This window comes from Pseudoalteromonas sp. A41-2, from assembly GCF_015767615.1.
In the GTDB taxonomy this organism is placed as follows: domain Bacteria; phylum Pseudomonadota; class Gammaproteobacteria; order Enterobacterales; family Alteromonadaceae; genus Pseudoalteromonas; species Pseudoalteromonas lipolytica.
This window is the reverse complement of sequence record NZ_CP065231.1, coordinates 3,171,254-3,186,928: the sequence shown is the minus strand read 5'-3', so window position 1 is coordinate 3,186,928 and position 15,675 is coordinate 3,171,254. Positions and strand designations below refer to the sequence as shown.

The window sequence follows — 15,675 nt, the reverse complement described above, 5'->3', positions numbered from 1 at the left end:
GTTGGTTTTGAAAAGTATTTTAATATTAATTAATACAGCAGCATTTTCTAAGTACTATCTAAAGTTGGCAATTGAGCTTAAACAGCGAGGCAACAATGTTGTCATAGCAACAGACTCTAAGTTTACTCAAGAATTATTTCAACTAGATAAAAGTGGTATCCCTGTTGAGGTGTTCGAAAATGATCTATCAATAGACAGTGATCTGGTAAGTAATTTAGATACTTGGTGCTTGCATCCAGATTTTGACCGAGGCAACTATTATGGTTTTTCTGGCGAGTTTTCAGGACATAAGTCAAGTCAAGTCGTCGAAAGATTATATTGCTTTTTTAAACGAGTCATTCTTGAGCATAAAATATCAACATGTTTTTATGAAAACGTGTCTAATGGGTTTGCTTATATTGCTTGGAAAGCTATCGAATCTGAAAATGGTAAATATTTAGGCCTAACGTCTTCAAGATTACCATCTATGTGCTGCTTTTCGTCTGATGATAATGAATTAGCAGATAAGATTGAGCAGGCTTTATTATCGAATACTTTTAGAGCAGATGATTTAGATTTTGCTAAAAATTATTTATCTCAGATTAACGAAGTTGAGCCAGATTACATGAAGAATAATGGGTTAAGCAAAGTAAGTGCTTTACCTGCATTAAAAAAAGTGGGTATACACAGTCTTAAAACTCATATCAAATATTCATTGGGGTCTAATAGTGCAGGGTTTCAGTTAGGTAAGCCTATTGTATCTTCAATCCGATATAGATTACGAAATGTTTATAGAAAGCTTAACTCATATAGAATAAAAAAATATTTTACTAAATTTGAGCCATTAGATACCCAAACTTACTTTTTATATCCTCTACATTATCATCCCGAGTCGTCGACCTCTTTGTTAGGACGATTTTATGATGAGCTAAATATCATTAAAAATATTGCTTTTAGCTTAAAAAAAGGGGAGTTACTAATAGTAAAAGATCATAAAAGTGCTCATGCGTTTGAGGATAAGCAGTTTTATAAAAAGCTCTCTAATTTACCAAATGTTCTTTTGGTTCGTCCTGAACTGAATGCAAAAAAGATTATTGATGAATGTTCTGGAATCTTCACTTTAACTAGTACGGTAGGCTATGAGGCGGTTCTTAAAAATAAACCAGTTTCGATGTTTGGGGATGCATTTTATAAGAAGCATTTCTTAGCAAGAAAACTGAATGGGTTCGGTGAGATTAGAGATGCAATAGAGTGGATGAAAAGCCGACCCCAAAATAGCTTGCCGGCAGATTATAATATTAATTTTGTCGCTAGCTATCATAAAGTTTGCTTCGAATTTAAGCTTAATTTAGCGGATAAAGAAACAGCTGAAGGAATCGAAGAGTTAGCAACATTAGTAGAAGAAAATATATGAAAATTATGTTCGTTAATCATGCCATGCATTGCGGTGGTACTGATAATGTAGTTAATAAGCTTATAAATATTTTTTTAAACGATAAAAATATTCAGTGTGAGCTAGTTACATTTAGAAGTCCAGATGAAGATTTCTTTAAAATTCCAAGCGAAGTAAAGAGGTATTCATTAGGTTTTGATAGTGATGACAGTGAAAATTCAGGTTTAAGCTATTTCTCTTCATCAAATGCTAAGATGTTATTTTCATTAAGAAAAATAATTAAAGACTCAAACCCAGACTTCATTGTTACTAATTGGACATCTACAAATTGTTTCACATTACTTGCGTCCTTATTTCTAGCAAAAAAAGTAATATGTTACGAACATATTCACTTTGACTCGCCGAGTATCGTGTGGCGCGTGTTAAGAAGACTGTTATATCCATATGCTCACAAAGTGCTATGTTTAACAGAGTCTGATCAAAAGAAATATCAAAAGTTTTGTACATCGATAAAGACAATAAACCCAATCACTCTTGTTAAGCCGAAAAATATTCCTGCTTATGAGGATAGGCAGAAGCAATTCTTGGCTGTCGGTAGATTAGACCCACAAAAAGGTTTCGATAATTTATTAAAAGCATATTCTTTGATACATCACAAATGCCCAGAGTGGAAGCTTAAAATTATTGGTGAAGGTAAGGAAAGAGCGAATCTCGAAGCTCAAATTTCTGAGCTTAATTTATCTAGTCAAGTCGAGTTACTTGGTGCTCAAAATGATGTATCTAAATATTACTTACAGAGCAAAGCATTTATTCTTTCTTCAAGATATGAAGGGTTTGGACTAGTGATTTTAGAGGCTCAAGTTTGCGGTGCTGCAGTTATTTCGTTTGACTGTAAAACAGGCCCGTCAGATATTATTACAAATAATTATGATGGTATCCTAGTTCAAGATCAAAGCATTGAAGAGCTAGCTAGGGCAATGCTTGATATAGCTGAAAATGATAAACTGGCAAAAGAACTCATAGGTAATGGTTTAGAGACATCAAAAAGCTATGATGATTTACACATTCTTGAACTATGGCAAAGCAAAATAATCAATGAATAAATACTATGAAAGCATGTTGCTATATTTTATTTTCATTTTCATGTACGTCAGTAACTTTTTTAGTTACATGCTTTTATTTCAAGATAACAAAAACCTTCTTATAGCAATTCGGTTTATCTGCTTTGCTTTATCTTTCCTTATTTTATTGAAGTCAAATGTATTGATAAAGAAAAAGTTTATATCAAAAATTTTACTTTTTTTATTTATTTGTCTCTTATATTTACTAATAACAAAAAATTTATTTTATTTTGACGTTATGAGTGTCGTTATATTTGCTTTATTTTTAAGCTTTTTCGACTGGAAGTCTAAGAAACTGAATCTGTTTTTTCTTTCATGCATACTATTAACTTTGTTTGTATTAGTTTCATTACTTGCACTAAATGGGTTAATTGAATCTAAAAGTTTCATGATGGCTAGTAGTTATGGTTTTTCGATAAAACACTCACTTGGTTTTTTAAATCCTAATATTATATCAATGCTCATACTTTCAATTACCGTTTTAATCTATGTGTATGATCAAAAAGCATTATTTTTTATTTCAACTTTAATTTTCTTAGCGTTTTCAGTTTGGTTAGGTTCAAGAACATATATGCTTGCCTCTGTTCTTTCTATAGTTTTGATTCCCTTTGTCGGTATGCTGCACCGATTTAAATTTTTAATTTTCTTGTACCTTCTCATACCTTTAATTCTGTATGGTTTGCTTTACTCTCAATCATTTAAGTTAGTTACAGATCTTTTAAATTATGCTTTAAGTGGTAGGCTGACTCTGATAACAGAGTACATTAATGCAACAAGTTTCATAGGCTTACTTTTTGGAGGAGTCACTTTTGAGAAGGTCGATATGGCGTTTTTTAATCTCATTTTCTCATTTGGAATTTTGGGGTATATGCTTTTTATGATGCTGGTATTAAATACATTTAAAAAAGCTACAGAAAAAGAATTGTACATGTTATTTGTAATTTTATTTGTAATGATGTTTGAAAATGTAATTAGTTTTAACTGTATATTAATGGCTGTTTTTTTATCTGATATTTTCAATAAGTATGGTGTTAAGGTAAGTAAAAGTAATGTATAAAGCATAAAGGTATTGCTGGTCGTGCAATATTGTTACGAGTCAGTATTGCCCTCAATATAGGTTCTAAGTATAATATCATCCTTTTCGTCCCTCTAATTCAGAGGGTTGTAATCAGAGTTAAGCTAAAAGATTGTAACGTGTATAAACTATTATCAAATTCATTTGTATGTCACACACTGGGATTGTTGTTTACGGCATGCTTGGTGTTAGCTTTTTCTGCATTCCCTTACTCTACGGAATCTGTAAAAAACTCTTTAATGCTTGTTGAGGGAAGTTACCTAGCGACAGCCTTCACTTTGCCTTTAGTGGCGAAGTATCTTTTAGTTGATCGAAAATACTACATAATCCCGTTAATTTTTTCAGTGTTTAGCATAGCACTTTCGTTAGTATTGATTTTGCGTTTTGATTACTCTTTATTTCTAATTTTTGTCGGTGCTGCATCAAGCTTTGCTTGGTTATTTACAACAACGATTTTAAGAACAAATCATAAAAAGTTAATGTTGCATGTGATTGATAATTTTGATTATTCTGACTTGGAATCTCATAGTAACATTGAAACGATCTTACTATCTGAGCCTTATGATCAAACTGCGATTAAGCATGGTTTAGTTGTTGATTTACACCAGAACTTAACGCCTTATCAAGAAAAGTTTATTGCAGATTGTAGCTTGAACGAAATCTCAGTTTTTCATGCCGAAAGTATAAAAGAAATGATCAAGGGTAAAGTACAAGTTCATCATCTTTCTGAAAACTCAATAGGAACTCTGCAACCAAACCCTATTTATCAGCTTTTTAAGCGTGTATGGGAATCAGCTATTATTATTTTAACGTTGCCTTTTTCACTTTTTGTAATGATAGTAACGGCGATATTGATCAGATTAGAAAGTCCCGGTCCAATTATATTTACACAAGAGCGAGTTGGCCAAGCTGGTAGAGTTTTTAAAATTTATAAGTTCCGAAGCATGACCGTTGAAAAGTTGTGTGATAAAGATAAGTTTGCAACGGATGAGCAAGCTCGAATTACTAAAGTTGGAAAATTTATTCGAAAAGTTCGAATTGACGAGTTACCTCAGTTTTTTAATGTACTAAAGGGAGATATGGCGCTTATTGGTCCAAGACCCGAGCAAGAGTCTTTCGTGAGGTTATTTGAGCAAGATATCCCATTTTATGGTTATCGTCATATGGTTAAACCAGGCATTACTGGGTGGGCACAAACAGTCCATGGTTATGCAGATGATACTGACTCTACAAAAGAAAAACTTGCTTACGATCTTTATTATATTAAACATTTGTCTTTTTGGCTTGACGTAAATATTGTGTTCAAGACTTTAAAAACTATGCTGACAGGCTTCGGGGCAAAATAATAATGTCGTTGGTTTCCATTATTATGCCTGCGTTTAATGCTGAAAAAACGATAGAAAACAGCATTCGCTCAATCCAAAACCAATCCTATACAAATTGGGAACTGCTTGTTACAGATGATAGCTCAACAGACTCAACTGCTAAAATTGTACAAGAGCTTGCCTCTAATGATAAACGTATAAAGTATACCTTGAATAAGGGAGCATCAGGGGCTTGGTCAGCTAGAAATAACAGTATAAAAGTGGCTCAAGGTGAGTACATTGCTTTTTTAGATAGTGATGACACATGGTTACCTAATAAGTTAAAAGCTCAAATTGAAGCGATGAACATACATAATGTAAACGCTTCACACTGTGCATACTATCGCGTAAACGAGTCTGGCGATGTTCTTAATATAAAAAAAATAAAGTCACGTGTAACTCTTAAGGATATGCTAAAACAAAACTGTATAGGTAACTTAACAGGCATATACAACGCTAAATTGCTTGGTAAATTTTACCAACAGCACATAGGGCATGAAGACTATGCTATGTGGTTAAATATAATAGAAAAAACAGACTCTATAGGTATTGAGGAGCCCGTTGCAAATTACTTAGTTGCTACGAATAGCTTATCAAGTAACAAGTTTAAGGCCGCAACGTGGCACTTTAAGATACTTAAGAGTAGTAATAAGGTTGGCTCTTTGAGTGTTTGGTATTATTTCCTATGTTATGTTGTGAACGCAGTTAAGTCTCGCGTGTAAAATACATTCTTCTTAATCCACAATGTTTAATCTACCTTCTTTCTTTTTACCTTTTCTAAACTGGTTTCATTCAGCAATTTCAAGTTCATAGACTTACCGATTAAAATTAATAACGTTTACTGGTTGTTTTAAAAAAGTAGCTTGATAATTAAATCGTCACAAAAATAAATTAGCGTAGTAAGTAAATACAGCAGCGCGTTGTTTTTACTTACGAGCAATTATGAACATAACAATTGTGGGTACGGGTTACGTTGGTTTGTCTAATGCGATGTTGTTGGCTCAGCACAATAATGTAGTGGCTTTGGATATTGTTGAAGAAAAAGTGGCATTACTGAATGCAAGTAAATCACCCATATCAGACACCGAAATAGAAAATTTCCTTGCGAATAAAAAATTAAACTTTACGGCAACAACAGATAAGTTTTTGGCTTACGAAGCAGCTGATTTTGTAGTGATAGCAACACCGACAGACTACGACCCTGAGACTAACTATTTTAATACCCAGTCAGTTGAAGCAGTTATAGCAGATGTGCAAGCTATAAAACCACATGCTGTTATTGTGATAAAGTCGACAGTACCAGTTGGCTTTACCGAAAGCATAAAACAAAAGCTAAAAACCGATAACATTATTTTCTCGCCAGAATTTTTACGTGAAGGCAAAGCCCTTTACGATAACTTGCACCCATCGCGTATTATTGTTGGTGAGCGCTCAGAGCGTGCCGAGGTATTTGCCAACTTGTTAGCTCAAGGCGCCATTAAAGAAAGCATTGATATTTTGTTTACTGGCTCAACTGAAGCCGAAGCGATTAAGTTATTTTCAAACACTTACCTCGCTATGCGTGTGGCTTATTTTAATGAGCTTGACAGTTATGCTGAAAGTCATGGATTAAATTCTAAACAAATAATTGAAGGTGTGTGTTTAGATTCACGCATTGGGAGTCATTATAACAATCCCTCATTTGGATATGGTGGGTATTGTTTACCTAAAGACACCAAACAATTATTAGCTAATTACCAAAACGTACCTAATAACATGATTCGTGCGATTGTTGATGCAAACTCAACACGTAAAGACTTCATAGCAGAGTCAATTATTGCTAAAAACCCTAAAGTTGTGGGTATTTATCGTCTTATTATGAAAACCGGTTCAGACAACTTCAGGGCATCTGCTATTCAGGGTGTAATGAAGCGTATTAAGGCTAAAGGGATTCAAGTCATTGTATTTGAGCCTGAGCTACAAGAAAGTACTTTTTTTAACTCTAAAGTGACACAAGATCTCAATGAACTAAAAATAAGTGCAGATGTAATTATTGCAAATCGTATGGTTAAAGAGTTGCAAGATGTTGCAGAAAAAATATATACACGAGATCTGTTCGGAAACGATTAGATTAATGACAGAAAAAGCATGAAATATTATAATAGACACGCCAGAACTCTATGCGTATAATCGCCGACTCATAAAAAGCAATCCTTTAGGATTGGATTTAAGGAAAATGAGCATTCTGGGTGTGACTATGGAAAGTTGGTACTTACTTTTTTGCAAAGCAAAACAAGAGCTAAGAGCTCAAACAAACCTACAAAACCAAGGTTTTGAGGTATTCTTTCCCGAACATAAAATAGAGCGAATTATAAAGGGACGCCGTTCTATTAAAACATCTCCTCTTTTTCCGAATTATTTATTTATTAAGTTAAACACACGAAATTGTAATTTTTCTGCTGTAAAAAATACACGGGGTGTGAGTGGCTTTGTAGCTTATGGCAGCAAGTTTCAAATTGTTCCTGAACAGCTTATTTCCCAACTCCGTTCTTTTGAAACAGCGTGCGAAGTAAAATCAGACTTACCTAAAACGGGTGATGTGGTTTATTTAAATATCGAGTCGTTTAAAAATGTTCAAGCCATATACCAAGAACCCGATGGCGACATGCGCAGTATTTTGTTAGTTAATTTATTGAACAAACAAGTCACCGTAAGTGTAGATAACAAAGAAATTAGTTTATAAGTTCTACGAGTAATCTTGTAGGAATGGCCGCAGGGACCATGCTTGCGTGGCGCGGAAAATTTATAAGTCGTGATTCAACACGACATTAACGTAGGAACGGCTTTAGCCGTGAATAAGGTAAAAATGTTCGGCGTTAAAACGCCTCCTACGGTGTAGGCATTATGCTACAACGCGTAAAAACAAAAACTAGCAATAAAATCAGTACGTAGGAACTGCAACCTAGGGGCGGAAGCGTGTCCGAAGGACTAGACAAGCAAAAAGTTTTGCTTTCAAGCGTGAGCGAGAGGAGCTCTGCGACGAACTGGAACGGAAGCGTGTCCGAAGGACTTGTAACAGCTTCGAGCCACGAAGTACGATATGCGAGCTTATTTATTTCGCGCGAAAACACCAAATGTAATTCGGCGTTAAACACCGCCTACGGTGTATGAATATCGCATGTAGGAACTGCTTTAGCTGTGAAAGGGATTATAAGTAACGAGTTACGAGAAGCGAGATACGAGCTAAATTGAGCTGGTTGTTTAATACCGCTGAATGGGTTCGCCTTTTCGGCGTTAAAACGCCTCCCACGTGTGTGATGCGTATCACTTGTAGGAACTGCTTTAGCTGTGAAGGGATTATAAGTAACGAGTTACGAGAAGCGAGATACGAGCTAAATTGAGCTGGTTGTTTAATGTCGCTGAAAAGGTTTGCTCTTTCGGTGTTAAAACACCTCCCACGTGTGTAGTGCGTGTCTTTTGTAGGCATGAAATTTATTTCGCGCGAAAGGTCAAATGTAATTCGGCGTTAAAACGCCCCTACGGTATTTGAATATCGCGTGTAGGAACTGCTTTAGCTGTGAAGGGATTATAAGTAACGAGTTACGAGAAGCGAGATACGAGCTAAATTGAGCTGGTTGTTTAATGTCGCTGAAAAGGTTTGCTCTTTCGGTGTTAAAACGCCTCCCACGTGTGTAGTGCGTGTCTTTTGTAGGTATGAAATTTATTTCGCGCGAAAACACTAAACATAAAGAAAAAGCAATCGGTACTAAAGAACCTCGACGCATTCATTAACTATTTTGCAAAAAACTGTCACAAGTGAGCGTTTACTAAACACTCAGTCTTGCGAACCAATGGTTGCCATGCTTTAATTAGGCAGCAAAAAAATAAACAGTTGTGGGTTTATTTAAACTGGACGTTTTAAAAAATTATTTGGGAAATAACAATGGCGCTTAGCTGTAAAACAATTGTGACGTCATTTGCGTTACTAGCAATGACTGGCTGTACAATCATCCCCGGTAGCCATTTTGAAGGAATCGAATCGGGTGAAAAAGTAGATAACTTTGAGAAGGAGCTCGATAAAGTAAATATTCAAATCATTGACTCTTCTTTAATTAATCAGCAAAAACAATCTCAAGTTACACACACTAAACCAACAAGCTTAGACGGTGTTGATACCTCTGACTATCAATACAGATTAGGCGTCGGTGATGTACTAACTATTGGTGTATGGGATCACCCAGAGCTTACAATACCAGCGGCTGTTCAGCGTACTGCCGAATTTGATGGCTTTCGTGTTCAAGCCGATGGCACAATTACGTATGCATATGCACCAAATATTCAAGCGGCTGGCAGAACAGTACAAGAAGTACACGCAGAACTTGTTAAGCGCTTAAGCCGCGTTATCGAAGACCCACAGGTCGATATTAAGATAGTTGGTTTTAGAAGCCAAAAAGCCTATGTCACGGGCGAGGTAAATAAACCAGGCGTACTACCAGTAACCGAAATTCCACTTACATTAATTGATGCATTAAACCAAGCCGGTGGTTTAACTGAATCTGCCGATTGGCGAACAGTGACATTTACACGCGGTGATAAAACCGAAGTTATTAAATTAGATGACTTTTACGCTAAAGGTGATATTTCACAAAATCGTTTGTTAAAACATGGCGATATTGTCCACGTAAACCGTAACGATATGCAAAAAGTGTTTGTATTAGGCGATGTTAAGCGCGCTGGTACAGTGGGTGTTAATCGTTATGGTTTAAATTTAGCGCAAGCATTAAGTGATGCGGGTGGTTTAAACGAAAACACGGCAGATGCTAACGGTGTCTTTGTACTACGTAAACGCAATTTAGAAACCGACGGTGTAATTGCCGATGTATATCAGCTACATGCTAAAAATGTGGCGGCTTTAGTGTTGGCCGAGCAGTTTAAGTTACAACCTCACGATATTGTATATGTAACAAGTGCACCGCTTGCCCGTTGGAACCGTGTAATAAGCTTACTACTGCCTTCTGTTAGTACGGTAGATGCTATAAACGACGTAGCAAACACAAACTAAGGGTTAAATGGTATGTTTGATTCTGTATTAGTTGTGTGTGCTGGCAATATATGCCGCAGCCCAACCGCCGAATATGTATTAAAAAGCAAACTGCAAGGTAAAAATGTTACTGTATCGTCAGCGGGGTTAACCGCCCTTGAAGGAAAACCCGCCGATGCCCAAGCTCAGTTAATTGCAAACGAGCATAATATTGATATGAGCGCGCATCAAGGTAGGCAAATTAACTCAAACCTTGTTGCAAATAATAGCGTAATACTCGTGATGGAGCAGCGCCACATAAATGACTTGTGCGCGCGTTACCCACAGGCTCGCGGTAAAACATTTTTGCTTGGTAAGTGGGTAGGCGATAAAGAAATACCCGATCCTTACCGTCAAAGCCAAGAGGCTTTTAAGCATGTTTACGAATTAATCGATAGCGCGTGTAGCGCTTGGCAAAAGTATTTATAAGGAAAGGCTAGTACATGAATGCTCAGCCCACTGCATTAGCAGCAAACAAACAAAATAGAACCCAACAAGAACAAGCAAGCCAAGAAATCGATTTAATGGCGTTATTAGGTGCATTAATTGACCGCAAATACTTTATAGCGGCAATTACGGCAGCCTTTATGGCTGTAGGTGTGTTTTATGCGGTTTTTTCTACTCCGGTTTACCAAGCAACGGCCATGATACAAGTTGAAGACGGTGGCGCATCGGTACCAGGCTTTGATGACATGGCCGGTATGTTCGAAAGTACCTCGGCTGCGGTAACCGAAATAGAGCTACTAAAATCGCGCTCTGTTATTGGTGAGGCCGTCGACACATTAAAGCTCGATATTATTGCCGAACCAAAGCTCTTTCCTGTAATTGGTAACAGAGCGTTTCGTAAGTTTACTCCAGTAGAAAATGGTGACCTAGCAGAGCCTAGTTTTGGGGCAAGCAGCTATGCGTGGGGTGGCGAGAGCATAAGCGTATTTAGATTTGACGTACCGCGTTCAGCAATCGGTACAGGTTTTACCTTAGTTGCTGGTGAAGGTACTGGCAATAATAAACAATTTACACTTTTAAATGGTGACGGCGACGTTATTTTAAAAGGTAAAGTGGGTGAAGAGCTAACAAATGGCAAATTTAACGTAACTATCCGCAGTTTAGTTGCGCGCCCTGGCACCGAGTTTACACTTTTACGTAAAGACCGTTTAAATACTATTTTAGATTTACAAGCTGCAATTGGTGCAGGCGAAAAAGGCAAAGACTCCGGCATTATTAATTTAAGCTTACAAAGCGAAAACGCGGGCTACGCCGAAAAAGTGCTCGATAAAGTGGCCGCTATCTATGTACGCCGCAATGTAGAGCGCAATAGCGCCGAGGCACAAAAGTCACTCGAGTTTTTAGAGATACAGTTACCCGAGGTCAAAAAGCAGCTTGAATACGCAGAGCAGCGTTTTAACGACTACCAAATAAAGCGCCAATCAATTGACATTACTTTAGAGACGCAAGGCGTACTAGAGCAAGTGGTAGAGCTTGAAACAAAATTACAAGAGCTTGAGCTAAAGCGTTTAGAGTTAAGTCGTAAATTTAAAGATAGCCATCCAACTTACCAAGGGGTGCTTGAACAAATAGAAGCGGTCGAAAAACAAAAGCAAAACCTAGTGGGCGAGGTAGGCAACCTACCCGAAACTCAGCAAGAGCTATTACGCTTAAAACGCGATGTAGAAGTAAGCAACCAAATTTACACACTACTGTTAAGTAAAACGCAAGAGCTCGATATCGTGCGTGCAGGCACGGTAGGTAATGTTCGTATAATAGACTATGCCGAGGTTAATACCTCAAAACCGGTTAAGCCTAAAAAAGCACTGATTGTTGTTATGGCAACCATGCTGGGTGGCATGTTAGCTGTAGCTATTGTATTAATACAAAAAGCGATACATAAAGGGGTCGAAGACCCTAACGAAATTGAGGCGCTAGGCCTGCCTGTATACGCAAGCGTACCGTACTCAGACTACCAAGATAAGCTAACCGGTTTTAGCCGTGCTAAAAAGGGCCGTAACAAACCTAAAACTATACTGGCGGTTGATAACCCTGCTGACTTATCAATAGAGGCATTACGTAGCCTACGTACCAGCTTGCATTTTGCGATGATGGAGTCTAAAAACAACCTGATTGCTATTTCGGGGCCAAGCCCAGGCGTAGGCAAGTCGTTTATATCGGTTAACCTTGCAACGGTGCTGGCACAAAGTGGTAAAAAAGTACTGATTATCGATGCCGATATGCGTAAAGGTTACTTGCAAACGCAATTTGGTATGCAATGGGATGATGGCTTAAGTGACTACTTATCGGGCCGTTTAAATCTAGAGCAAGTAACAAAGCACTCGCAAGTGCAAGACCTCGACGTAATTACACGGGGCCAAATACCACCAAACCCCTCTGAGCTACTAATGCACAGCAACTTCAGTAAGCTAGTCGAAGAAATAAAAAGCAAGTACGACATTGTAATAATTGATACACCGCCTATTTTAGCGGTAACAGACCCAGCTATAGTCAGTGCCCACACCGGTACAACATTGCTAGTAACACGTTTTGGCCAAAACCATGCGCGTGAAATAGAGCTTACCCGTAACCGCTTTGAGCAAAATGGCATTGATGTAAAAGGCGTGGTATTCAATGGCGTATTACGTAAAGCAAGCAATGCATATGGTTACTATGGTTATTACAATTACGAATATAAATCGGGTGGTAATTAAGCAGTTAAATTGTTTTATTTGGAGTAAAGCTGCTCTGCTTTTGAGTTGTGATAATGAATTATCTGTTCATGTTTAGTGAAAGGTGGTTTTGTGTTTTGGCAGTATAAGTATTTTTTAAATTTAAGAGAGTATTAAAATGCGCGATTCATTAACGGATCTAAAGATTGGCATAATAGGCTTGGGTTACGTAGGTCTCCCATTAGCAGTCGAGTTTGGTAAAAAGTACCCTGTACTGGGTTTTGATATTAACCAAAAACGAGTCGATGAGCTAGAAAAAGGGCATGACTCAACGCTTGAAGTTAGTGATACAGAGCTTGCAGATGTTAAGCATTTAACGTTTTCGTGTAATAAGCAAAATTTAGCTGAATGCAACGTTTATATTGTAACAGTGCCAACGCCTATCGATGAAAGCAATGCGCCTGACTTAACACCACTTCGTAAAGCATCTGAATTACTGGGGGAGTTTGTTAAAAAGGGTGATGTCGTTATATACGAATCAACCGTTTATCCCGGAGCAACAGAGGAAGTGTGTTTACCAATCATCGAAAAAGTATCAGGCTTAAAATTTAATGAAGACTTTTTTGCAGGTTACTCACCTGAACGAATTAATCCTGGTGATAAAGTAAACACGCTAACTAAAATAATGAAAATTACGTCTGGCTCAAACCCAGAAGTTGGTGAGTTTGTAAATAAACTATATGGCTCTATCATTACTGCTGGTACTCACTTAGCGAGCTCACTCAAGGTCGCAGAAGCTGCTAAGGTCATTGAGAACACGCAGCGTGATTTAAATATTGCAATTATTAATGAATTTGCAAAAATCTTTAATCGCTTAGGTATTGATACAGAAGAAGTGTTAAATGCGGCGGGAACTAAATGGAACTTTCTAAAATTTAAACCTGGGCTTGTTGGTGGGCATTGCATTAGTGTTGACCCTTATTATCTTACTCATAAAGCACAAGAAGTGGGTTATCGCCCCGAGGTTATTTTAGCGGGCCGTCGTATTAACGATGGTATGGGGGAGTATGTTGCCACCCAATTAGTTAAAAAGTTAGCGAGCAAAAAAATTCATATCGATGAAGCAAAAGTGCTTATTTTAGGCTTTACCTTTAAAGGTGATTGCCCAGATGTACGTAATACAAAAATTATTGATATTGTTAAAGAGCTTCAAGATTTTAATATGTCGGTAGATGTATATGATGGTTGGGCAAACCCGGCTGAAGTGAAGCATGAGTATGGTGTGGAGTTAATTACCACGCTAGAGAAAGGCAAATATGATGGTGTTGTATTAGCTGTTGACCACTCAGAGTTAAAAGAAATGGGTGAAGCAAACTTACGTGCATTAGGTAAAGAGAACCACGTTTTATATGATGTAAAGCACGTTCTAAAACCACATGAAGCCGATATCAGACTATAAAGGAATTAAAATAATATGAAAAACTTTGCTCTTATTGGTGCCTCAGGTTATATCGCACCCCGTCATTTAAAAGCAATTAAAGAAACTGGTCATAACTTATTGGTTGCAATGGATATCAACGATTCTGTGGGTATTATGGATAGCCACTTTCCTGAAGCGGAGTTTTTTACAGAGTTTGAAGACTTTACCGCATACGTTGAAGACCAAGCAATGCAAGGAAATAAGATTGACTACATTTCTATTTGTAGCCCTAATTACTTGCACGCGCCTCATATGAAGTACGCATTAAAAAATGGTATTGATGTCATATGCGAAAAACCATTGGTTCTGCATTCTGAAGATATGGATATTTTAAAAGAATACGAACAAAAATATGGTGCTAAAGTGAATTCAATTTTGCAATTACGCTTGCACCCATCAATTATCGCCTTAAAAGAAAAGGTTGCTGCTGCGCCTGCAGGCACTGTTTTTGATGTCGATCTAACGTATATGACTTCACGTGGTAAATGGTATATGAAATCTTGGAAAGGATTTGACCATAAATCGGGTGGTGTAGCGACCAATATTGGTGTTCACTTTTATGACATGCTGCATTTTATTTTTGGTGAGTTAAAGCATAACGAAGTTCATTTTAGAGACGAAAAAACTTCAAGTGGTTACCTTGAATATGAACGTGCTCGCGTAAAATGGTTCTTGTCAATTGACGCAAATAACTTACCTGAAAACGCTGTAAAGGGTGAAAAACTAACTTACCGTAGTATTACGATAAATGACGGCACTAACACAGAAGAGCTTGAGTTTTCGGGTGGCTTTACAGACCTACACACTCAAAGTTACCAAAATATTTTGGCAGGTAACGGCTTTGGTGTTGATGAGAATCGTGTGGCAATTGAAACAGTCGAAAAAATCCGTGAAATGCCAATTGCAGTTGCGAGTGATAAAGCGCACCCCTTACTTTCAAAGGTACTTTAGCCATGAATTATCATGTACACGATAGTGCCATTGTAGATGATGGCGCAAAAATTGGTGAAAACACACGTGTTTGGCACTTTGTTCACGTATGTGGTGGTGCTGAAATTGGTGAGGGCTGCTCGCTAGGTCAAAATGTGTTTATCGGTAATAAAGTAACCATTGGCCATAACGTAAAAATACAAAATAACGTATCAGTTTACGATAATGTGCACCTAGAAGATGATGTGTTTTGCGGCCCTAGTATGGTGTTTACTAATGTGTATAACCCGCGCTCATTTATAGAGCGTAAAACAGAATATCGCGATACGCTTGTTAAGCAAGGTGCAACACTTGGCGCTAATTGCACAATAGTATGCGGTGTGACAATAGGTGAATACTCTCTCGTTGGTGCTGGCGCTGTTATTAATAAAGATGTAAAGCCTTTCGCGTTAATGGTAGGTGTACCTGCTAAACAAATAGGCTGGATAAGCAAGTATGGTGAGCAGTTAGACTTGCCGCTCGAAGGAAATGCTATTGCTACATGTGAGCACACAGGTGAGCAATACAAATTAGAAAACGGCTTTGTTTCGATTCAATAATTTTTAGAAGTACTCATA

The 15,675-nt window shown here is 37.4% G+C and carries 13 protein-coding genes; all 13 read left to right on the top strand.

The window, feature by feature from the left end:
• Positions 1 to 7: 7 nt before the first annotated feature.
• The 13 genes from IT970_RS14340 to IT970_RS14280 all read left to right on the top strand — a co-directional run bounded on the left by IT970_RS14340 (position 8) and on the right by IT970_RS14280 (position 15,657).
• Entirely contained in the window at positions 8 to 1,393 is a 1,386-nt protein-coding gene (locus IT970_RS14340) for a capsular polysaccharide export protein, LipB/KpsS family (RefSeq protein ID WP_075593913.1), read from the top strand.
• Complete coding sequence (locus tag IT970_RS14335; protein WP_075593914.1) at positions 1,390 to 2,475, top strand: glycosyltransferase family 4 protein; 1,086 nt, start codon at positions 1,390 to 1,392, stop codon at positions 2,473 to 2,475. The genes IT970_RS14340 and IT970_RS14335 overlap by 4 nt, the downstream gene beginning before the upstream one ends.
• Before the next feature lie 406 nt (positions 2,476 to 2,881).
• Complete coding sequence (locus tag IT970_RS14330; protein ID WP_143474487.1) at positions 2,882 to 3,550, top strand: hypothetical protein; 669 nt, start codon at positions 2,882 to 2,884, stop codon at positions 3,548 to 3,550.
• 137 nt (positions 3,551 to 3,687) lie between these two features.
• Positions 3,688 to 4,914, top strand: coding sequence for an exopolysaccharide biosynthesis polyprenyl glycosylphosphotransferase (locus IT970_RS14325; protein ID WP_075593916.1), 1,227 nt, complete (start codon positions 3,688 to 3,690; stop codon positions 4,912 to 4,914).
• Between the two features lie 23 nt (positions 4,915 to 4,937).
• A complete protein-coding gene (locus IT970_RS14320; protein ID WP_196857450.1) occupies positions 4,938 to 5,654 on the top strand; it encodes a glycosyltransferase family 2 protein in 717 nt (238 codons plus the stop codon).
• 220 nt (positions 5,655 to 5,874) lie between these two features.
• A complete protein-coding gene (locus tag IT970_RS14315; protein ID WP_196857449.1) occupies positions 5,875 to 7,041 on the top strand; it encodes a nucleotide sugar dehydrogenase in 1,167 nt (388 codons plus the stop codon).
• 127 nt (positions 7,042 to 7,168) lie between these two features.
• Positions 7,169 to 7,654: a transcription/translation regulatory transformer protein RfaH gene (rfaH, locus tag IT970_RS14310; RefSeq protein ID WP_196857448.1), complete on the top strand. Its 486-nt coding sequence runs from the start codon at positions 7,169 to 7,171 to the stop codon at positions 7,652 to 7,654.
• Positions 7,655 to 8,854: 1,200 nt separating this feature from the next.
• The gene (locus tag IT970_RS14305) at positions 8,855 to 9,973 is read left to right on the top strand and encodes a polysaccharide export protein (RefSeq protein WP_196857447.1); all 1,119 of its coding nucleotides are present in this window, start codon (positions 8,855 to 8,857) and stop codon (positions 9,971 to 9,973) included.
• A gap of 12 nt (positions 9,974 to 9,985) precedes the next feature.
• Positions 9,986 to 10,420 carry a low molecular weight protein-tyrosine-phosphatase gene (locus tag IT970_RS14300; protein WP_118844695.1) on the top strand — a complete coding sequence of 145 codons (435 nt, stop codon included), beginning with the start codon at positions 9,986 to 9,988 and terminating at the stop codon, positions 10,418 to 10,420.
• A gap of 14 nt (positions 10,421 to 10,434) precedes the next feature.
• Positions 10,435 to 12,690 carry a polysaccharide biosynthesis tyrosine autokinase gene (locus tag IT970_RS14295; protein ID WP_196857446.1) on the top strand — a complete coding sequence of 752 codons (2,256 nt, stop codon included), beginning with the start codon at positions 10,435 to 10,437 and terminating at the stop codon, positions 12,688 to 12,690.
• 136 nt (positions 12,691 to 12,826) lie between these two features.
• The gene (gene tviB / locus IT970_RS14290; RefSeq protein WP_180311173.1) at positions 12,827 to 14,107 is read left to right on the top strand and encodes a Vi polysaccharide biosynthesis UDP-N-acetylglucosamine C-6 dehydrogenase TviB; all 1,281 of its coding nucleotides are present in this window, start codon (positions 12,827 to 12,829) and stop codon (positions 14,105 to 14,107) included.
• Positions 14,108 to 14,122: 15 nt separating this feature from the next.
• Complete coding sequence (locus tag IT970_RS14285; protein ID WP_182395649.1) at positions 14,123 to 15,079, top strand: Gfo/Idh/MocA family oxidoreductase; 957 nt, start codon at positions 14,123 to 14,125, stop codon at positions 15,077 to 15,079.
• Between the two features lie 2 nt (positions 15,080 to 15,081).
• Entirely contained in the window at positions 15,082 to 15,657 is a 576-nt protein-coding gene (locus tag IT970_RS14280) for an acyltransferase (RefSeq protein ID WP_182395647.1), read from the top strand.
• The last annotated feature ends 18 nt before the right edge of the window (positions 15,658 to 15,675 follow it).